Below are 21,918 nucleotides of genomic sequence, written 5' to 3' on the forward strand. Positions count from 1 at the left end.
GCTTGTCTCCTTTAATGCATATATATAGATTATCAACGACTAAGGAGGCTTTTTATGCCAAGAAATATTTCATCCTATCAACTTATTAGATATGTTGTTGGCTATGTATTTATCGCTTCTGCTTTAATGAAGTTAGTAATTGCTGATTTTACCGGTCCATTTTCTAATTACGGTGTACCGTACCCTCAAGCAGCGGTTTTAATTGTAGGTATTACTGAATTAATATGTGGGGTAATAATCGTTTTTAATTACTATGTAAAAAAGGCCGCTATTCCACTATTAGTCATTATAGTCGCTGCAATTTTTCTTACGAAGGTTCCTGTGTTACAAGCAGGGCTACTTGAATTCGCATTTGAAGCAAGATTAGATATTGTCATGTTTTTTCTTCTTTATATTCTTTGGAAAGACTAAAGTAAAAGATTTTTCTTTAGCTCCACTACTTTATAAACTACTCACTAGCCCAGGTCCATCCGCTGTTATGCATTGATTGATAATAGTGGATGGAATTTTTATAACTTTTTAAAAAAAGTTGCCCTCTTTAACAATGCTCGTCATCTGATACTCTTCTGTACAAGCAGATAAGAAACATATTAGCCGATTCAACTCACCTCCCCATTAGAATTCTTATGAATGGTTTGATTCCGTTCACCACAACAGTTATGGTGACGTTTTTTTATCATTCATTTTTAATAGGATCAACAGTAAATAATTTGATAGGGATTTATGCACCATATATAATGAGTAAGCACCTTTAGATAAAGACTATATATATAAAACAGGAGTGAATGATGTAATGGAACTTGAAGCAAATCCCCAATTACTATGGTTTATTGGGATCTATGCTGTCATAATGATCGGACTAGGCATTTATATGTCCAAGAAAGTGTCCAATAGCACAGACTTTATCCTAGCAGGAAAGAGTTTAGGACCTCTTGTGTTGATGGGTACTTTGCTAGCTACCTGGACAGGAAGTGGTAGTATATCAGGTGGAGAAACATCTGTTGCTTATAGTTTTGGTATTCTCCCTTCCCTAATGTTAATGATACCCACTTTAATCGGGATTTTTACCCTTTACATAGCGGCGCCTAAAATCAGAGCATTTGGAAAATATACGATTTCCGGTATTCTTGAAGAAAAATACGGTCCCTCTGCTCGCAATCTTGCCAGTATTATTGTTCTTTTAGCTTATGTAGGGATCGTTTCCTATCAAATGAAGGGATTCGGATTTATTCTTAATCTTACAACAGGAATGAGTGTAGAGACCGGTACGATTATAGCTGCTGTTCTAATCATTTTTCTTGCGATGATTGGAGGTCTTAAATCCGTATCTCAAACAGATGCAATCAGTGGTTTCTTAATGGTTGGTGGCTTAGTGATTACCGTACCAACGATTTTCGCTGATGCCGGTGGTTGGGATTCGATCGTTGAAAATGTCCCTGATTCGCACCTGACTGCAACGGGCGGACTAACAAACATCCAATTGATTGGCTACCTATTACCGTCCTTATTCCTTTTACTTGGTGACCAAAACATGTATCAACGTTTAGCGTCATCAAAAGGAGACGCCTCATCAAGAAAGGCTCAAATCGGTTGGCTTCTTATTATGTTAATTATTTCTCCAGCCATTTCCCTAATTGCCTTTGCATCTCGTTCGTTATTCCCTGATATAGATCCAGGAATGGCCTTAATGGCGACAACGCTCGCAATGCCGATAGCAATCGGAGGAGTTTTACTTGCGGCAGCCGCTGCTTTTATCATTACAACAGGTAACTCCTATTTGCTTTCTGCAGCTACCAATATGACGTATGATATTTATGGAAAATATATTAATAAAGATGCATCAGATCAAAAACAATTAAGGATGACCAAAGTTTTTATCGTCATTCTTGGTGTATTTGCCTATTTATTGATTAGCTTTTTCCCAACGGTGTTAGAAGTCCAAATGTATGCTTATACCGTTTATGGTGCAGGTATCACACCAGCAATTTTAGCGGTATTCTTCTGGAAACGCGTCAATGCCATCGGTGGTATTTCTTCCATGATTGTAGGTGTTGTAACAACATTAGTATGGGAAATTATACTCGGCAAACCATTTGACTTAAATAGTGTTGTTATTTCAGTTCCTGCTGCGGTTATTGTATTAATAGTTGTATCATTAACTACGCAGAAGAAAACAACGAATAATTCCTGATAGGAGTGTCCAACATGCAAGAACGATTAACAAAAGTAACGGAATGGATGAACGAGAAGAATATTGAAGTATCTTTCTTGAACTCAACTGAAAATGTCTTTTATTTATCCAATTTTTATACAGACCCACATGAACGTTTGATGGGAATCCTTATATTTAAACAAGCACAACCAGTATTTGTCCTACCTGAAATGGAAGCAGGTCAGTTAAAGAATACAGGATGGGAATACGACATTATTGGATATTCTGATCACGAAGATCCATGGCAACTCATGCAAACTACATTAGAAAAAAAACAATTAGAAAAAGTGGAAGCAGTTGCTATTGAAAAAGAAGTTCTCACTTACAAACGGAGTGAAGAGTTTCTATCATTCTTCCCAGAGGCAAAAGTCATATCTATAGAAGAAAAATTAAATGACATGCGTGTTGTGAAGGATGAGGCAGAAATCACGATCATTCGGCGAGCTGCAAACATGGCTGATTATGGAGTTCAAGTAGGTATTGATGCACTCGAAGAAGGTATTAGTGAAATGGAAGTATTAGCAAAAATCGAATATGAATTGAAAAGAAAAGGAATAAGAGAAATGTCCTTTTCAACCATGGTACTATTTGGTGAAAAAACTGGAGACCCTCACGGAAATCCCGGTGATCGAACATTAAAAGCCGGTGATATGGTTCTCTTTGATTTAGGAGTTGTACTGGATGGCTATTGCTCAGACATTACACGAACCGTAGCATTTAAAACAGTCTCAGACAAACAAAAAGATATTTACCAAACCGTATTAAAAGCACAACAAGCTTCCTTAGAAAAAAGCAAACCAGGTAATCGTATCGGAGATTTAGACAACGCTGCTCGAAATATTATCACTGATGCTGGATACGGAGACTACTTCCCACATCGGATTGGACATGGCATGGGCATCAACGTCCATGAATTTCCTTCGATAAGTCATCTAAATGATGGCATTCTTTCAAAAGGAATGGTTTATACGATTGAACCAGGGATATACATCCCAGGAATCGGTGGTGTAAGAATAGAAGACGATGTGCTAGTTACAGCAGATGGTTATGAAACATTGACTAAATTCCCCAAAGAACTACAAATAATAGAATAATTTAAGGGTAGTGCACTCTTAGTGCAGTAATAATACTCATATAAGGAACTTTCCACTTGCTTATATGGGTATTCTTTTTTCAGATGATGCCATGTCCCACTCTCGGTCGCTGATTAATTTAGGAGTGATTACCCTTTGGATGATCATTGTGCTTTGCAAGAGACAGTTATCATCGCATTCTATTGTTACCGCATACGTAATCGGCGTTTTTTGTGCAGCTATATTGGAGGGTTTGTTTAACCTGATTTTAGGCCTTTATCAATTTCCGACTCATTTGAGTACTAACCCCATTTATGAAAACGAATTTGGTGTTATTTTCACCGATTTTTTAACCCTCCCCATATGAATTTATCCAATAAACTTTGGAAAGAATAATAGTGTATTAATTTTATAGATTATCAGAGTTTGCAGGAGGAATAAGCAGTGGAATTAATCCAAATATTGACAAAATTAGTGATAGGTTTCTTTTTACTATTTCTGTTAGTTAGAATTATAGGATCAAAATTAATAGACCAGTTTACTCCTTTTCATTTTATATCAGCTGTTGTGTTAAGTGAATTGTTGGGAAATGCCATTTATGAAGAGAAGGTTCCCATCAGCTATATCTTCTTTACCTTACTTATATGGGGATCTTTATTGTTTTTAGTAGAATACATTGCTCAGAAATCTCTTTTTTATAGAGGAAAGTTCGAAGGGAAGCCTGCCACCGTTATCCGAGATGGTCAAATCGACTTTGACGAGTTAAAGAAAAGTCGGATGAATCTTAACCAATTACAAAGTCTACTTCGGCAAAGTGAAATTTTTTCTATTCGTGAGGTAGCATTTGCACTTATCGAACCTAATGGCTCCATTAGTGTATTAAAAAAAGCACAATATCAAAAAACTACTCAGCAAGACTTCAATATGCCGCCACAACCTGTTTATCTTCCTATAACAGTAATTAAGGATGGCGAAATTATGAAAGAACATTTAACAGAAATAAACAAAGACGTAACATGGTTACAGAACCAGTTATTAGCCTATAACATAAGCAAAGTGGATGACGTGCTGTTCGCTGAATGGCTTGAAAACGATGGTTTATTTATTATCCCCCACAAACAATTAACATAAGTACGATTTAATTAAAATTTTACATTTAACAGCACGATACAATTGTAAGTAAAATTGGATAATATGAACTATTCTCCATGCTTGAGGTGGTGTTTAAAATGTTCGCGGGTCACTTCGGAGTTGCCGCTGCGGTAAAAAGTAAAGCGCCAGAATTACCGCTTTGGTCACTATTAGTTAGTACACAATTACTTGATATCGCATTTATTCCGTTTAATTTAGCAGGATTAGAATATATGGAGCCTATCGGTGAGGGTGGCTATGCTAATATGATGATTTATGCATTCTACACTCACTCTTTAGTGGGAGCACTGTTGCTTTCACTTCTCTTCGGATTCCTTGGTTCAAAATTCTGGGGTAAAAAATCTGGAGTGATTATAGGTGCTGTTATATTTAGTCACTGGATTTTAGATTTGCTTGTTCATCGGCCGGATATACCTATTTTCCCAGGAAATGCAGGTAATTTTCCGCTTCTTGGTTTAGGACTATGGCAGTCTATGCCTGCAAGTATTCTAGTGGAATTCCTCCTTATTGCTATTGGTTCCTTTCTGTATTTCAAATATGCACTTAAATCTTCAGGACCTAAACACAGAGTGAAAGGAATTGTAGCTGGATGTGTGATGACTTTATTTCTTTTTCTTTCTTTAGGCTTTGATGCGTTTTTATAGGATAGAAGATCCTCACGCAATGGGTAAGCCAATAGTAAGGTAACAATAAAGATTATGATTTCGAACATATGTAAAAAAAGCTCTACCATTTGATAGAGCTTTTCTCACTTCATCCTATTAATCAACCGTAATAACAATCTTTCCTACAGCGTGATGCGTTTCGCTTAATGCATGAGCATCATAAACGCCTTGCTGTGTTAATGGGAAAGTACTACCCACAATGCTTTTCATTTTTTTCGCTTGTAGTAGATCAGCTAACTTACTAAGTTGTTTACCCTCAGGTTGCAGCCAAATTCCTTTGGTCTCCACATTTTTCTCTTTTGCTTTTTCCTGATCTGGCTCACCTAGAACAGATATGAGACGTCCCGTATTTTCTTTCAGGACATCAAAACTGTTAAGTTGTACCTCACCACCCATTGTATCTAATACAAGATCTATTTCTTGTACGACATCTCTAAAATCAGTAGTGCGATAATCAATGACCTCATTTGCACCAAGTGATTGAAGTAGTTCATGATTCTTTTCACTTGCCGTCGTATATACATACGCACCTGCTTCTTTAGCAAGTTGGATTGCATATGTTCCAACTCCACCTGCACCAGCATGAACTAACACTTTCTCTCCTTCTTTTAGGTGGCCATGATCAAATAAGCCTTGGTATGCTGTCATTCCGGCCAGTGGTACTGCTGCTGCCTCTTCAAAAGATATATTAGCTGGTTTCTTCGCTAATAAATGATCATCAACAACGGTATACTCTGCATAAGTACCAAAGCGTGTTGTTTCTGGACGGGCAAATACTTCATCGCCTTCCTGCCAATCAGTGACTGCTGATCCGACAGCTTCAATAACACCTGCAACATCCCAACCTAGAATAATGGGAAACTTCCAATCAAACATTTGTTTTAAATATCCTTCACGAAGTTTCCAATCAATCGGATTAATCGACGTTGCTTTCACACGTAATAATACCTGATGTTCCCCTAGTTCCGGTAAAGTGACTTGGCCTTCTTCTAATACATCTTTACTGCCATATTTATTAATAATCACGGCTCTTGTTTCCATGATAATTCACCTCTTTTTTTATATTCAGAGTCATTCAGTCTGAGATGGATATAGTACCATTTTTAGTATGACCAAGGAAAATATTCTGATTCTATGAATGTGCAGGATAGTGCTCCACACTTGCTTTTGTTTCATGTTTAACTATATATAATAACGCTAATCCACCAACTAATAACAGTGAACTACTGAAATAAAAGACAGTAGAAATAGTATACAAGCCAGCAATCCAACCACCAATAACCGGTCCAATAATGTTTCCTAAGAAACGAACACTAGTATTGTAGCCTAACACTTCACCTTGAATATTCAATGGTGTTACTTGGCGGATATATGCCGTTCTAATCGGAATCACACCACCAATTGCTATACCTAATAAGAATCGAACGATCACTAATTGCCAGATATTATCAACTAAAGCTCCTGGTATGAAGAATACCGCAGACAACATCAATAAAATGATTAAGACCTTTTCATAACCAATTCGGTCTCCTAATTTGCCCCAATTCCGTGACATAAAAAGATTTCCAAGTCCTGCTGCGGAAAATGCAAGCCCTGAAAAGAAAGCAATACTATTTGCTCCATGTATTTCATCAACATATAACGATAAAATTGGCTGAATACTGAAGTTTGCTACTTGAACAAACATCGATACAACCATAACCATCACAAGCACAGGATTACTCATAATATGTTTAAGGACTTCCAAAGCTGAATAATTTGTGCTTTCTGTCTTCGTTGTTTCAAATTTGATCTCTTTCACACCAAACACAACAAAAAAAGCAGCGATAAATAATGTAATAGATGTTAGTTGGAAAGTTGCGGCATAGCCGATCGTATCTGCTAACACCCCTCCAAACAACGGTCCTAATAAGCTTCCTGTTACATTACCTGTTTGCAATGTCCCTAACACCTTACCAGCGATATGCTTCGGTGTTTGAGTAGAAATAAATGCTTGTGACATCGAAATAAAACCAGTAAAAAACCCCATAAACATGCGTAAGATAAATAGCTGTGGGACATTTGTTACAAATCCCATAAGTAACACACAGATTCCTAAACCGAAACCTGCTATCACTAAAAATGTTTTACGACCATGTTTATCACCAAATCTCCCCCATATTGGTGAGACAATAAATGCTATCAAAAAAGTAATAGCAAATACCCAACCAGACCATTTTTGCACATAGCCGTCGGCATAATTGCCTAATGTTCCAATATATAAAGAAAGAAATGGGATCACCATCGTCATACTTGCTGCAATAAAAAAGTTCGCAAACCACATAATGGACAAATTACGCTTTGCTAGTTGCTCTTGATTTAAAATAATAATCCCTTCTTCTATTTATTTCGTCTCTCTAAATAATATGATACGCCCAATCTTGACAAAAGGGAAATATTGTGCATACAAGAAGCCTAATTCGAAATATTGCGTCAATTTCTATATGAACAATAACAAAACTTAAATAATATACTATCTTCCATAAAAGTGCTTTATTCTTATTAATCTAACGCCTAGTAACATCCACTATAACATGCCTTCTTTTCCCCTCATAAAACAGGTGAACATATGCATAGAAATAATGTAATTAAAAAATCCAATTATCGTAAACCCTCGACCTGTATCTGGTATAAATCTATCATTTTTTGGAAAGTGATTGTGCTTTTCCAATGAGTAATATATAATTCGTTTTGTCAGCGTTTACAAAAGAACATTTGCATAGGGGGAGAGAAAGATGATAACGTTTTTCATTTCCATTGGATTGTTAATTATTGCCTATTTTACATACGGTAAATTTGTTGAAAAGACCTTCGGAGTAGAACATTCACGTAAAACACCTGCTATTGCAAACCAAGATGGTGTTGATTTTGTTCCGATGAAAAAACAAAAGAATGCGATGATTCAATTACTTAATATTGCTGGAACAGGGCCGATATATGGTCCAATTATGGGTGCCCTCTTTGGTCCAGTAGCATTTATTTGGATTGTACTTGGTTCAATTTTTGCTGGGGCTGTTCATGATTATTTGACCGGCATGATATCGATTCGCAACAAAGGGGCGCATATACCTGAACTTGCCGGAAAGTTTTTAGGGAAAATCCCCCGGCATTTGGTCAATGCCTTTGCATTGTTGCTCCTTCTTCTAGTCGGAACGGTATTTGCTACCACATCTGGATCACTACTTCATATTTTACTAAATGGTCATGTAGCATTATGGATTATTTTAGGTGTTATCTTTCTTTATTTCGTGTTATCAACGATGCTCCCAATTGATAAGATTATTGGTAACATTTATCCTGTCCTTGGTGCTATCTTGTTAATCGGGACAGTTGGTGTTGGTATTGCGATGTTTACGTCAGGAAATGGTTCAGCTATTCCGGAATTGTCATTTGAAAACATGCATCCAGAAAACCTAGCCATATTCCCGATGCTATTTTTAACGATTACTTGTGGTGCCTTGTCAGGATTTCATGCGACACAGTCTCCGCTTATTTCCCGTACCGTGCAAAAAGAAGCACAAGGTCGTTATATTTTCTATGGAATGATGATTGCTGAAGGGGTTATCGCGATGATTTGGGCAGCGGCGTCCATGAGTCTGTTCCACGGGCAAGAATTAAATGACCTGATTAAAGCCGGTACCGCCTCTGCTGTCGTAAATGAAGCATCGACAACTCTACTTGGGGCAATTGGAGGGACTATTGCCGTGTTAGGTGTTATTGTACTTCCGATCACGTCAGGTGACACCGCTTTCCGTGCTGCAAGATCCGTTATTGCGGATTATATGAAGTTAAATCAAAAGAAAGTAATAAATCGTTTAGTGATTGCAGTACCTTTATTTGCCGTGTCTATCATTTTAACGCAAATAGACTTTAACATTTTATGGCGGTATTTCTCCTGGGCAAACCAGTCTACTGCTGCACTGGCTCTATGGATTGCTACCATGTACCTGCTGTTGAAAGATAAAAACTATTGGATATCGCTCGTTCCAGCACTGTTCATTACCGACATGGTGTTAGTCTATATTCTAAATGCACCGATCGGCTTTAACCTGCCACTTCCAATAGCTCATATCGGTGGCATCATCCTAACCATGATTTTTGCAGCTTGGTTCTTCAGGAAGGCATACCAAAATAAAGCAGAGCGAATTGAAGCAGACTTACAAAGTGTTGCTTAATTAATTAGGAATTTACTCCCTAATTCTCTATGTAAAGGACGTACAGGAATATAAAAAAGCTGTGTAAGAGAGAGTACATACGACTCTCTTCCTACACAGCTTAACCTCATCTACTCTGTTCAAAACCCTGCTATTACAAGTCTGTTATTTTCCTTTATAGACTCTTGCTTCATATGGTTTTAATGTAAAGGAAGTAAAAGTGTCTGCTTCAGACGCATCATAATTACCAATTAATTTTTCTTCAGCTTCAAAGGAAACATCCTCTGGTAACTCAAATTTCACGTTCTGATCACTAAAGTTAGTTACGACTAATAATTTTTCATTTTCATAGTTGCGAAGATATGCATAAATCTTATCATGATCCGGCAAAATCAATTGATAATCTCCATAGACAATAATCGGATGGGTCTTTCTAAGCTGAATCAACTGACGATAATAGTGATAGATAGAGTCCTCATCGTGAACCGCTTGCTCTGCATTTACAGTTGTATAATTACTATTTAGCTTAATCCATGGCTCACCATCCGTAAATCCTCCATGCTTAGAATTATTCCATTGAAAAGGTGTTCTTGCATTATCCCTTCCTTTGACATAGATAGATTCCATTACTTTGTCAGGATCCTCATCACCTTCTATGACTTTTTCTTTGTACATGTTTAATATTTCAATATCTTTATAATCGTCGATCGAATCGAAACGAACATTCGTCATGCCGATTTCTTCACCTTGATAAATATATGGCGTACCTTGCAGCATATGCAGGAATGTTCCTAACATTTTCGCTGACTCCACACGGAATTCTTTATCATTTCCAAAACGTGAGACAATTCGTGGTTGGTCATGATTGTTTAGGTATAGACTATTCCAACCCACTCCTTGTAGTCCAGTTTGCCACTTTGTAATATTATCCTTTAAATCGGTTAATTTTAATGGTTTAAGATCCCATTTGCCATTAGGACCAGAGTCTAAATCCATATGTTCAAACTGAAATACCATTTGTAATTCTTCACGCTCAGGGTCAGTGTATTTTTTCGCTTCTTCTACATCCACACCAGGCATTTCCCCTACTGTCATTACATCATATTTGGAAAGAACCTCTCGGTTCATCTCGTGTAAGAATTCATGGATACGTGGCCCGTTCATATAGTATTCGCCACCACCAACGTATTTTTTTCCTTCTGGATTTGCTGCATCAGGCAGATCAGGTACTTTCGATATAAAGTTGACAACATCCATACGGAAACCATCAATGCCTTTATCTAACCACCACCTCATCATCTCATATATTTCCTGACGAAGCTTTGGATTTTCCCAGTTTAAATCAGGCTGTTTTTTACTAAAAAGGTGTAAGTAATATTCATCTGTTGCCTCATCGTAATCCCATGCTGACCCACTGAAAGCAGATTCCCAGTTATTCGGTTCTTTTCCTTCTTTACCAGGACGCCAAATATAGTAATCACGATATGGGTTATCCTTCGATTTCTTTGATTCTTGGAACCATCGATGTTCATCTGATGAATGATTAACCACAAGGTCCATGATTAATTTCATTTCACGTTTGTGCATTTCATCTAATAAGTTTTCCCAGTCTTGCATTGTTCCAAATTCATCCATAATTGCTTGATAATCGGAAATATCATAGCCATTGTCATCATTTGGTGACTTGTAAACTGGAGATAACCAGATAACATCCACACCAAGATTTTTTAAGTAATCTAACTTTTCGATAATGCCTTGAATATCGCCAACTCCGTCTCCATTACTGTCATTGAAACTTCGCGGATAAATTTGATAGACCACACTTTCTTTCCACCATGCTTTTTTCATACAGATTCCCCCTATTTGGCAGCATTCTTCTATATTGTCTTGCTACCGTATCTTTATAATTCTATTTTTCTCTATTAACTATCTATTATTTCAGTGATCCTCTCATCACACCGCCAATAATCCATTTTTGTGCAAAGATATAGATAATAATCATTGGCAACATCGCCATTAAATAAGATGCAAAGGCTAAGTTATAATCCGTACTAAACTGTCCTTGAAATGCATATTGCACTAACGGTAATGTATATTGGCTTGAATCACTTAAAATAACGAGTGGTAACATGAAGTCATTCCAAGCAAACAATGCGGTTAAGATTGCAACTGTTGCGTGCATTGGCTTCATGATTGGGAAAATTATTTTCCAGAATACCTGCCAGGTAGTTGCCCCATCAATAATGGCAGCTTCCTCTAATTGCACGGGAATTGATTTTAGAAAACCAACATAAACGAATACATTAAAGGCTAATTGCATGACAACATTTAAAAAGGCAAGTCCGATTAAGTTATCCATCCCCCACATACTTGTTTGTTTTACAATTGGTAACATGATAATGGGAAATGGGATAAACATAGCGCTAATAAAATAGAAATATAGAAACTTATAAAACTTCTTATGCATATTTCTAGCAATGGCATATGCCACAAGCGAATGTGTTAGCAACACCAATACTACGGTTATCACGGTTACGAAAACACTGTTACCTAATGCTCTAAAGAAATTGGTCATCTCAATAGCGGTAATAAAGTTTGAAATCGACCAAGATTCTGGTAACGCTAATAAGTTACCTGACATTTCTTGAGGTGTTTTAAACGCGATTGTTATCGTTAAATACAATGGAAAGAAAATAAATAGTGAACCAAGAATTAATAACGCTGTTACTTTCCAATTCTTTTTCCCTGTCATGTTACTTCACCTCTCTTCGTTCAAGAACACGTAATTGGATAAGAGAAATTACGACAATTACAATAAAGTAAACAACTGCATTGGCTGATTGGTAGGCGAATTCTCCACCCTCGAAACCACCGCGATAGATTAGTAACGAGATAGATTCAGTCGCTTGACCTGGCCCACCACCAGTTAAAGCAACAATTTGATCAAATGCCATTAAAAAGTTTTTCATGGCAACAACCATATTAATAGTGAAAAACGGTGCAATAAGCGGGAACGTTATTTTCCAAAACTTCTTCCACGATCCAGCCCCATCAATATCTGCTGCTTCGTATAACTCATTTTCAATCGTAGATAGTCCTGCTAAGTAAAGAAGTGTGTTAAATGCCGCAGACTGCCATACCGCAAGAATTACAACGCCTATCCATGCTAAGTCCGGATTCCCTAATATATTCGATGATAGCATTTCAATCCCTAGTGCTTTACCCATGTCAGGTAATAAATGTGTAAACATAAACTTGAAAATATAACCGACAATTAAAACACTTAGAATAAAGGGTAAGAAATAGGTCGCACGTAATGTTTTTCGAAACTTAATATTTGCATTAAGTCCCAAGGCAATCAGTAAACTAACGATATTTACAAGAATTGTTGCGGTTATAGCAAACTGAAAAGTAAAACCATATGCACTTAAAGCACGACCATCCTGAAACACATTGAAATAGTTTTTTAATCCTACGAAATCCCAATTACCATATCCTTTATAGTCAGTAAAACTATAAAATATCCCTTGTAGTGCTGGATATGTGTGAAAGGTGAAAAAGATGACAAATGCAGGAATAACCATTATTAGATAGGTATAATTTTTTTTCACCATGAAATGATCTCTCCTTTAAAAATAAAGTAGGGGCTCTTCAGGAAAAGCCCCTAAACCTTTAGCGATTAATTACTTTATCCCACTCAGCATCTAATGTTTCTAGTGCTGCCTTCTTATCCTTTTTAATAAGGAAGTCTTGTACTAGATTTTCCGCTCCCATGCCAGCTGGATAGTAATGATCAGGAAAACTAGTTAAACGGTCTTCTTCAAAATTCACTTTAATTCCATCAAACACTGGATCTTCTTGGAATACTCCCTGAATGGCTGAGAATGCTTTTTGTTCTTCAATATAGCGCTGTGCTGTTTCTTGACTAGCCATAAACTCAATAAACTGCAATGCTTCTTCTTTATGATCTGTATCCTCATTAACAGTTAACACTACATCGACACCAGACACTAAGTCGTTTTCTTCTGCTTCATTATTGGAAGGTAGTGCAAATGTTCCTAACTCCACATCAGGATTTGCTTTTACAATCTCAGGAATTGCCCAGTTCCCTTGAATATAAAAGACCCCTTCACCATTAGCGAATGCCGTGTTACCGTCACTATAGCCAATTCCAAAGTTATCCGCATGTCCATAATCTAGTAGCTCTAACATTCTATCAGCAACAACATTATATTCTTCTACCATTGTTACTTGTCCTGCATTTTTTCGCTCTGCAAAATCGTCAGCAACTAGGTTACCTGCAACACCATTCCATATTGGCATCGCTGTCCATGCTTCTTGTAGTGTAAAGTAAATTGGCGTTTCACCAGCTTCTTTTGCTGTCTCTAATGCTGCAATAAACTCATCCCAAGTTTTTGGAATATCTATCCCTAATTCTTCTGCTTTTTCTTTTTTATAGATAACCGTATTGGCGTTTGTTGCATAAGGGATTCCATATGCTCCTTCTTCCTCAGATCCTACTAACTGGCCAAGCATATCTACATAAGAAGATTGCACTTCTCCAAGAACCTCTGAATCAGTAAAGTCATGGAATACACCAGCACGAGCTAATTCACCATAAGTGGCATTTCCGCCTAAAGACATAATATCTGGCAAATCATTCTTCGTTAATCTCGTTTTTATGACGGTTTCCGCTTCTGGTGGTGCTTCTAACTCGATATTGATATTTGGATTCTGTTCCTCAAATTCTTCAATTAACCCGTTATAAGTATCAATACTTTCAGATTTATTGGAAAAAAGCTCTAATGTTACTTCTCCATCTCCACTTCCTCCATCAGAGCCACAACCAGTTAATAATAAAAACGTCCCTAATCCAAGTGCAACTAATCCTTTTGTTATTTTTCTCATTCTTAACCCTCCATATATTATGATCTTTAACGTAAACGTTTACGTTAAATGCGTGAGTAAACGTTTACGTTATGTGTAAAGGAACACGTTATCACGATAGTTCCTTCACACTTTGTCTTTCTACTATTTCATGAGGAAATATACGACTTTCTACAGATCTATTTGATTCCATCATTTCAAATACGAGTTCAGCTGATTTCTTTCCCATTTCTACTAAAGGCTGTGCGACAGTTGTTAAAGGTGGTGTACTCATTTCTGCTATTCTGAGATTATCATAGCCAATTACCGACAACTGATCAGGTACATGGATGTTCATTTTATAAGCAGCTGAAAGGATACCTAATGCCACTTCATCACTGGCTGCAAAAACAGCCGTCATTTCCGGAAACTGGTCAATCAGTTTATGAAAACCATTTACGCCATCCTCAAAATTAAAGCCTTCTGTTACAATCCATTCATCTTTTACTGATAATTCATGCGCTTTCATTGCTGCCATAAATCCATCAATCCTTGGTTGACCAGCTATGATGTCCCCTCTTCTCCCACTAATCATGCCAATTTTTCGATGACCTTTTTTAATTAGATATTCTGTTGCGCTGTATGCAGCACGACGGTCACTTACTTTGACATATGGTACAGGGAAATCAAAGGATTCAGTAGATAGCAGTACCATCGGTATATCCATATCCTTAATGATTTGATAATAGTCTTTCTTAAGCACTTCACTCGTAAAGACGATACCATCGATCTGCTTTTCTTTTAATACTTGTAAGTATTGCCTCGTTTTTTGCCCTTGGGATTCCGTGTGACAAACGATGACACTAGAACCATAATCATGGGTAACATGTTCAATCCCACTAATGAACTCGGACATTAGCATACTAGAAATATCTGGAACTAATACTCCTATTGTATGAGTACGTTTACTAATTAATCCTCGAGCTAACCCGTTCGGATGATAACCAAGTTCTTGTATAACTTGTAGAACTTTTTGTTCTGTCTCTTTCGAATAGCCTGGTTTATTATTTACAATCCTTGAAACGGTTGCAATAGATACATTTGCTTTTTTGGCTACATCCTTAATTGTAATTGTCATGTTCGATACTCCTTCTAAACCCCGTAAACGTTTACGTAAATTATAATAGCATGGAAAGAAAGGGATTTCAATATTAAATTTTAAATTGTTTATTTTATCTTATTCTCCATATGCGTTTCACAAACTACTTCATCTATGCAACTTCAAACGTAGTAATTTGCTTTTGATATAAATTGCTTGAGTGTATTTTACGTTTAAAAATGCATAGAGGTATGCCCTCTATGCGATTTGTTAACTGTCCTATTTAATTTTACAACACTTTCGACAAAAACGCTTGAGTTCTTTCGTTTTGCGGATGATTAAATAATTCATCTGGTGTTCCTTGTTCGACGATAAAACCTTCGTCCATAAAGATGACGCGATCGGCAACTTCCTTGGCGAAGCCCATTTCATGTGTCACAATAATCATCGTCATACCCTCTTCGGCCAAATCTTTCATAACCTGAAGGACTTCTCCGACCATTTCAGGGTCTAAAGCCGAGGTAGGCTCGTCAAACAACATAATGTGCGGTTCCATGGCTAAAGCACGAGCAATAGCTACCCGTTGTTTTTGCCCGCCAGATAAGTTATCGGGATATACCTCGGCTTTGTCTACCAATCCAACTTTATCAAGTAACTGTGTTCCTAATTCATTTGCTTCTGACTTTGTTTTGCCTTTTAATTTTTTTGGTCCCAATGTAATGTTTTCCATTACCGTCATGTGCGGGAACAGATTGAATTGTTGGAACACCATTCCCATTCTTTGGCGCAACTCATTAATATTAGTTTTGGGAGCAGTAAGGTTGTCCCCCTCGATCAAAATATCGCCACCTGTTGGTTCCTCTAACAGGTTCATACAACGTAATAGTGTACTTTTTCCTGAACCTGAAGGACCGATAACACACACTACTTCTTGTGATTGAACATCAATATTTATATCTTTCAGAACCTCTAATTTACCAAATGATTTCTTAAGATTTTGTACTTCAATCATTCTCATGCGACATCTAATCTCCTTTCAAGCCAACGTGCGAATAGGCTTAATGAATAAATAATGACAAAATATAGTACTCCAACTGCGAATAATATTTCGAAAGCACGGTAATTAGCTGCATAAATCGATTGGCCAGATAAAGTAAGCTCGGCTAACCCAATGGCAGAAAGGAGTGAAGTATCTTTAATACTTACAATAAATTGGTTGACAATTGCGGGGATCATGCGCTTTATTGCTTGAGGTAAGATGATTAAACGCATCGTTTGTGCATAAGAAAAGCCAATTGTTCTTCCGGCTTCCATTTGTCCTTTATCGATAGAGTTTATTCCAGCACGGAAAATTTCTACTAAATAGGCTGCAGCATTGACCGTTATCGCAATCACACCTGCGGAAAATGCTGTTAAATCAATATCGATTACACTTGGTAAACCAAAATAAATAAATAATATTTGAACGAGTAATGGTGTCCCACGAATGATATCTACAAAAGCCGTGGAAAATCCCCTTAAGATTCTACTCTTTGTTATACTACATACACCTAATATCAATCCAATAAACATGGCAAGAATAAGTGATATAACTGTAATTTCTATTGTTACACCCATCCCTCTTAATAGAGTGGGTAATCCCTCAAGAATAACCTCTATAGTTTCCATAATAACTGGTATCCCTCTTTCTTTTAGAAAAGCGCAGAACGCCCGTTTAGAAACGTAGTGACTGGAGTGAATCAACTGAGATAAAGGAATCGCGGTGAGCAAGTGACGCGATGATGACTTTCACCTAAAGGTATAAGTGCGACTAAGCCTCTGGTTTCACCAATCGGCAAGTCTTCTTTATCGTAGGGTGATTCGTGAAGTCGCCTTGTTTCAGGGCGCTCGGAGCTAGACATCTACGCTAATTTTATACTTTCTTTTAGAAAAGGTGTGACAAGAAGCGCCACACCTTTTTATTGAATCAGAATTTTTACGTTAATGATTATTCAGAAAAATATTCGCTATAAAGCTCGTCAAACTCACCACTATCTTTGAGCTCTTGAAGACCAGTGTTGATTTTTTCTACTAGTTCTTCACTTCCTTTAGAAATGGCTACTCCATAGTCCTCACTTGGATACTTATCACCAACTAAGCGAAGTTCTGAATCTTCGCCATCTTGGTTGATTTTATAGGCAACACTAGGATAATCATTAATGACCGCATCGGCATTACTGTTTTCTAATTCCATATACATGGTCGCATCGTCTTGCAGTTTCGTTACCTCACCGTTATATTCATCAGCCAGTTCGTTGGCTAATTCCAAACTGGATGTCCCTTGTTTTGCTACAATGGTTTTGCCTTCTAAATCTGCTTCTTCTTCAATATCACTATCTTCTAACGTAATTAAAGATAAACCAGATTCAAAATATGGATCGGAGAAATGGACAACTTCTAAACGGTCCTCTCTAATTCCGATAGCTGATACGGCTGCGTCGACTTGATTAGCTTGAAGTGCTGGGATAATACCATCAAATTTCATGATCTCCCAGTTAACAGCCAAGTCTGCCTTCTCAGCAATTGCCTCCACTAGCTCTACGTCAAAACCAGTTAATTCATCATCTACTTTATATTCAAATGGTGGATAGTCTTGCACCACAGCAACGGTAATCTCTTCTTTTGTTTGATCCGAAGCGTTACTATTATCTTCGTCACCTGTCCCACACCCTGCTAATGCAAATGTAATGATACCGACTAAAGCAATCAAGACCATCTTATTAGCGAATGTGTCCTTCTTTTGTTTATTCATCAAGAATAATCCTCCCACAAAATTTATTTGTTATCACACGACTCTATCTATTGTATCGATATATTTAGATAGATCCAAATTACAATAATATTTGTTTATCATGATATGTTCATGTTTAGTCAGTTATGATGATTTATATGGTAGATTTTGCAGATATCCTTAGAGAGAGTTAGATATACTGTCATATCCTCTAATATTGCAGTAGGAATAGGTATAACGTTTTCCTCCAATTTTTCATATTTTACTTTATAGAGAAATACTATTAAAGAAAGAGGTGATAGTGAATAACACGGTAAGACTCACAAAATGCTCTAAGTTTACTATTACCAACGAAATGGATACAATAATTGCAAAAGGGAGAGTGATATAAATGAAATATATGAATACCTGGAACCTAGAAACAATTTTCTCTGGCGGTACGAAATCCCAGGAACTACAAACGAAATTAACCGATATACATAAACATATAAATGAATACCAATCACTATTAACTAACTGGAATCATCACCCAAAATCAGTAGATACATTTAAAACAATCTTACATAAACAAGAGACTATTGAAAATGGATTATCCCAAGCTGCCACATTTGTACAAATGTGGCATGATGCTTATATGAATGATGAACATGCCAATGTTGTAAAAGGACAAATTATGGAATTGTATAGTGAGGTACAAAAGGCTACCAACACCTTTACGAAACAAATAGTTGAAATTGCAGAGGATGATTGGCAGCAACTATTAGCAGATGAAGATTTAAGTGAAGTTGCTTTTGCTTCAAATGAAATGCGGAATAATGGAAAGCGTCTACTATCTGAAGACGAAGAAGAGCTAATTGCAGAGCTGAATAAAGATGGTTTGGCAGCATGGAGCGATTTATATGATACAGTCGTTTCGATTATGACGATTCCATTTACGGATGATAAAGGGAACACTACCGAACTATCTGTAGGCCAAGCGATGAATAGAATGTATGCTGATCCAGATCCTAAAGTGAGGAAGCAAATTTTTGAAAATTGGGAAGCGGCCTGGTCAAAGAATGGCCCGATTTTTGCTGATATTTTAAATCATTTAGATGGCTATCGGATTACATTACAAAACAAACATCAATATCAACACCACTTAGAAGAGCCTTTAGAATATAATCGGATGACCGAAGATTCTCTAAATGCGATGTGGTCAGCCGTTGCCAATAATAAGCAGCCATTCCTTGATTTTATCAGTCAAAAAGCAAAGCTATTAGGTATGGAGAAACTAGGTTGGCAGGATGTTGATGCTCCAATTGCTTTAGGTGATGTGAAGCCAACCGATTTTACATATGATCAAGCTTGTGACTTTGTCATTGATAACTTTGCCTCCTTTGGTCCAACACTTGCTGATTTCGCCAAGCATGCATTAGAAAATCGTTGGGTCGAGGCCGAGAATAGACCAAATAAGCGACCGGGTGGATATTGTACGAGTCTTCCAGAGTTCAGTGAATCACGTATTTTTATGACATTTACTGGTTCATCCTCTGATACAAGTACTTTAGCACATGAATTAGGTCATGCATTCCATAGCCATGTGATGAAAGATCTGCCAGCATTGAATCGAAACTATGCCATGAATGTCGCAGAAACAGCTAGTACGTTTGCAGAAACAATTATTAATAACGCAACGATAAAAAACGCAAAGTCTGAGAAAGAAAAGATCACCTTATTAAACACGAAACTAGAAAATGCTACAGCCATGTTCATGAACATTCATGCTCGTTTCTTATTTGAAAATGCTTTCTATCAAGAACGTGCCAGAGGGGTTGTGTCGGAAAAACGATTAAATGAATTAATGGTGGAAGCACAAAAGGAAGCATATGGGGATAGCTTAGCTAACTACCATCCACACTTCTGGAGTAGTAAGTTGCACTTCTTTATTGATGATATACCATTCTACAACTTCCCCTATACATTCGGATTCTTGTTCAGCTTAGGCATCTATGCGAAATACTTAGAATCCCCTGAAGGATTCGAAGAAAGATATATTGCCTTATTACGTGATACTGGGTCAATGGAGGTGGAAGATCTTGCAAAGAAACATCTTGGTGTGGATATTACGAAAGAAGGTTTTTGGGCAGCTGGTATTCAATTAATGGCGAAGGATGCTGAAGAATTTATGCGATTAACAGAGAAGATCGAGCATTAATTCATTAATCGTTTTGCATTTAGTGGAGATACAAAATCATTTTCAATTTGTATCTCCACTTTAATAATCTTTATATCTTCGGTCCCGCCTCCACAATGGCTTGTGATACATTAGAAAACCGATTAAAGTTTGATGAGAACTTTTCTGCTAACTCTTGTGCTTTCTTATCATAATCTTTTTGGCTTCCCCAAGTTAGACGTGGGGTTAAGATTTCTGTCGGAACGCCGGCAATCATGTCAGGCACATATAGACCAAAATGGGAATCTTGCTTATAATTGGCTTTCTCCAGATCCCCATTTATTGCTGCTCGAACCATCGTGCGAGTGTAAGTTAAATTTATTCTTTCACCAACTTCGTATGATCCACCAGACCATCCTGTATTCACAAGATAGACACGTACATCATGTTCAGCGATTTTTTTACCGAGCAACTCAGCATATACAATTGGGTCAAGTGGAAAGAACGGCTCACCAAAGCAAGTAGAAAAGGTCGCTTCTGGCTCCGTGACACCACGTTCCGTACCAGCAAGCTTCGATGTATACCCAGATAGAAAATGATACATTGCCTGCTCTTTCGTTAGTTGCGATATAGGTGGAAGTACACCAAATGCATCTGCTGTAAGAAAAATAATAACTTTCGGATGGCCTGCAATACTAGGATTAACTGCTCCAGGTATATTTGCAATGGAATAAGCTGCACGTGTATTTTCCGTATGCGTGCTATCATCAAAATGCAACTGACGGGTATCTCGATCAATTGCTACATTCTCTAGAACGGAACCATATTGAATAGCATCCCATATTTGGGGTTCTTTTTCTTGTGAAAGTCCGATACATTTTGCGTAACAACCACCTTCAAAATTAAAAACACCACTCTCTGACCAACCATGTTCATCATCGCCAATTAAGTATCTTTCCACATCTGCCGATAATGTTGTTTTTCCTGTTCCAGATAATCCAAAAAACAACGCCACATCCTCTGAATTATCTCCCCTATTAGCAGAGCAATGCATTGGTAAAACACCTTCAAAAGGGAGTAAATAGTTGAGCACACTAAAAACAGATTTCTTCATCTCACCTGCATAAGCAGTACCACCAATTAACACCGTTTTTCGCTCAAATGAAATTGCAATAAAGGTTTCAGAGTTTAATTCATCTTTGCTAGGATCTGCTTTTAAGCCGGGTAGACAAATCACAGTAAAATCAGGTTCCTGTTTTTTAGCGTCCAAATCATTCTGCTCAATAAATAGCTGTTGGGCAAACAAGTTATGCCATGCAAACTCATTGATAATACGGATAGAGAACTTATGCTTTGGATCTGCACCAGCCGCTCCTTCAAAGGTAAATAACTCCCGTTCAGACATATAGGCTACCGCTCTTCGATAAAGGGAATCAAATGTTTCTTGAGACATCGGCTGATTAACTTTTCCCCACGTTACGTGTTCCTTTGTAATAGAATCGGCTACAATATATTTATCCTTTGGTGATCTACCAGTAAATTCCCCGGTATAAACAAGTAGTGCCCCTTTTTCCGTAAGCATTGCTTCCTTTTGGGTAATTGCCTTCTCCATTAGTTGGGACACTGATAAATTTCTGTTCAAGTTTTCTAAATGGAAATCGTGTCTCGTATTAAGCTCTTTCACTCATCTCATCCCTTCTATTCACTTGGTACTAAAAATTATGTTTACAGTA

General features: G+C 37.3%; 18 protein-coding genes. 7 read left to right on the plus strand and 11 right to left on the minus strand.

The window, feature by feature from the left end:
• The first annotated feature begins 54 nt into the window (after window positions 1-54).
• From GH715_RS01280 to GH715_RS01300, 5 genes are all read left to right on the plus strand, one after another.
• Window positions 55-411, plus strand: a complete 357-nt coding sequence (locus GH715_RS01280; protein WP_153833649.1) for a DoxX family protein — start codon at window positions 55-57, stop codon at window positions 409-411.
• A gap of 382 nt (window positions 412-793) precedes the next feature.
• Window positions 794-2,191, plus strand: coding sequence for a sodium:solute symporter family protein (locus GH715_RS01285; RefSeq protein WP_153833648.1), 1,398 nt, complete (start codon window positions 794-796; stop codon window positions 2,189-2,191).
• A 14-nt stretch (window positions 2,192-2,205) separates the two neighbouring features.
• Window positions 2,206-3,306 (plus strand): M24 family metallopeptidase, encoded by a 1,101-nt coding sequence (locus GH715_RS01290; RefSeq protein WP_153833647.1) that lies wholly within the window; start codon window positions 2,206-2,208, stop codon window positions 3,304-3,306.
• 423 nt (window positions 3,307-3,729) lie between these two features.
• The gene (locus GH715_RS01295; protein WP_163578381.1) at window positions 3,730-4,416 is read left to right on the plus strand and encodes a DUF421 domain-containing protein; all 687 of its coding nucleotides are present in this window, start codon (window positions 3,730-3,732) and stop codon (window positions 4,414-4,416) included.
• A gap of 98 nt (window positions 4,417-4,514) precedes the next feature.
• Complete coding sequence (locus tag GH715_RS01300; RefSeq protein ID WP_153833646.1) at window positions 4,515-5,081, plus strand: permease; 567 nt, start codon at window positions 4,515-4,517, stop codon at window positions 5,079-5,081.
• Between the two features lie 117 nt (window positions 5,082-5,198).
• On the opposite strand, the gene GH715_RS01305 is transcribed toward GH715_RS01300, so the two are convergent.
• Entirely contained in the window at window positions 5,199-6,143 is a 945-nt protein-coding gene (locus tag GH715_RS01305; protein ID WP_153833645.1) for an NADP-dependent oxidoreductase, read from the minus strand.
• A 91-nt stretch (window positions 6,144-6,234) separates the two neighbouring features.
• Window positions 6,235-7,425: an MFS transporter gene (locus tag GH715_RS01310; protein WP_153833879.1), complete on the minus strand. Its 1,191-nt coding sequence runs from the start codon at window positions 7,423-7,425 to the stop codon at window positions 6,235-6,237.
• Between the two features lie 451 nt (window positions 7,426-7,876).
• Here GH715_RS01310 and GH715_RS01315 point away from each other — a divergent pair, with 451 nt between their 5' ends.
• Entirely contained in the window at window positions 7,877-9,316 is a 1,440-nt protein-coding gene (locus GH715_RS01315; RefSeq protein WP_153833644.1) for a carbon starvation CstA family protein, read from the plus strand.
• 144 nt (window positions 9,317-9,460) lie between these two features.
• Here GH715_RS01315 and GH715_RS01320 read toward each other — a convergent pair whose 3' ends face one another.
• The 8 genes from GH715_RS01320 to GH715_RS01355 all read right to left on the minus strand — a co-directional run bounded on the left by GH715_RS01320 (window position 9,461) and on the right by GH715_RS01355 (window position 18,051).
• Window positions 9,461-11,143 carry a glycoside hydrolase family 13 protein gene (locus GH715_RS01320; protein WP_153833643.1) on the minus strand — a complete coding sequence of 561 codons (1,683 nt, stop codon included), beginning with the start codon at window positions 11,141-11,143 and terminating at the stop codon, window positions 9,461-9,463.
• Window positions 11,144-11,228: 85 nt separating this feature from the next.
• Window positions 11,229-12,047, minus strand: coding sequence for a carbohydrate ABC transporter permease (locus GH715_RS01325; RefSeq protein ID WP_153833642.1), 819 nt, complete (start codon window positions 12,045-12,047; stop codon window positions 11,229-11,231).
• Between the two features lies 1 nt (window position 12,048).
• Window positions 12,049-12,909, minus strand: coding sequence for a carbohydrate ABC transporter permease (locus tag GH715_RS01330; protein WP_153833641.1), 861 nt, complete (start codon window positions 12,907-12,909; stop codon window positions 12,049-12,051).
• Window positions 12,910-12,967: 58 nt separating this feature from the next.
• Window positions 12,968-14,203 (minus strand): ABC transporter substrate-binding protein, encoded by a 1,236-nt coding sequence (locus GH715_RS01335; RefSeq protein WP_153833640.1) that lies wholly within the window; start codon window positions 14,201-14,203, stop codon window positions 12,968-12,970.
• 91 nt (window positions 14,204-14,294) lie between these two features.
• A complete protein-coding gene (locus GH715_RS01340) occupies window positions 14,295-15,299 on the minus strand; it encodes a LacI family DNA-binding transcriptional regulator (RefSeq protein ID WP_153833639.1) in 1,005 nt (334 codons plus the stop codon).
• A gap of 250 nt (window positions 15,300-15,549) precedes the next feature.
• Window positions 15,550-16,272 (minus strand): amino acid ABC transporter ATP-binding protein, encoded by a 723-nt coding sequence (locus GH715_RS01345; protein WP_153833878.1) that lies wholly within the window; start codon window positions 16,270-16,272, stop codon window positions 15,550-15,552.
• A 2-nt stretch (window positions 16,273-16,274) separates the two neighbouring features.
• Complete coding sequence (locus tag GH715_RS01350) at window positions 16,275-16,928, minus strand: amino acid ABC transporter permease (protein WP_018931940.1); 654 nt, start codon at window positions 16,926-16,928, stop codon at window positions 16,275-16,277.
• 319 nt (window positions 16,929-17,247) lie between these two features.
• A complete protein-coding gene (locus GH715_RS01355) occupies window positions 17,248-18,051 on the minus strand; it encodes a transporter substrate-binding domain-containing protein (protein ID WP_228760225.1) in 804 nt (267 codons plus the stop codon).
• Window positions 18,052-18,421: 370 nt separating this feature from the next.
• On the opposite strand from GH715_RS01355, the gene GH715_RS01360 reads away from it, so the two are divergent.
• Window positions 18,422-20,227, plus strand: coding sequence for a M3 family oligoendopeptidase (locus GH715_RS01360; protein WP_153833637.1), 1,806 nt, complete (start codon window positions 18,422-18,424; stop codon window positions 20,225-20,227).
• Window positions 20,228-20,297: 70 nt separating this feature from the next.
• On the opposite strand, the gene pckA is transcribed toward GH715_RS01360, so the two are convergent.
• Window positions 20,298-21,869 (minus strand): phosphoenolpyruvate carboxykinase (ATP), encoded by a 1,572-nt coding sequence (gene pckA, locus GH715_RS01365; protein ID WP_324186968.1) that lies wholly within the window; start codon window positions 21,867-21,869, stop codon window positions 20,298-20,300.
• Window positions 21,870-21,918: the final 49 nt, after the last annotated feature.

This window comes from Gracilibacillus thailandensis, from assembly GCF_010994055.1.
GTDB lineage: Bacteria > Bacillota > Bacilli > Bacillales > Amphibacillaceae > Gracilibacillus > Gracilibacillus lacisalsi.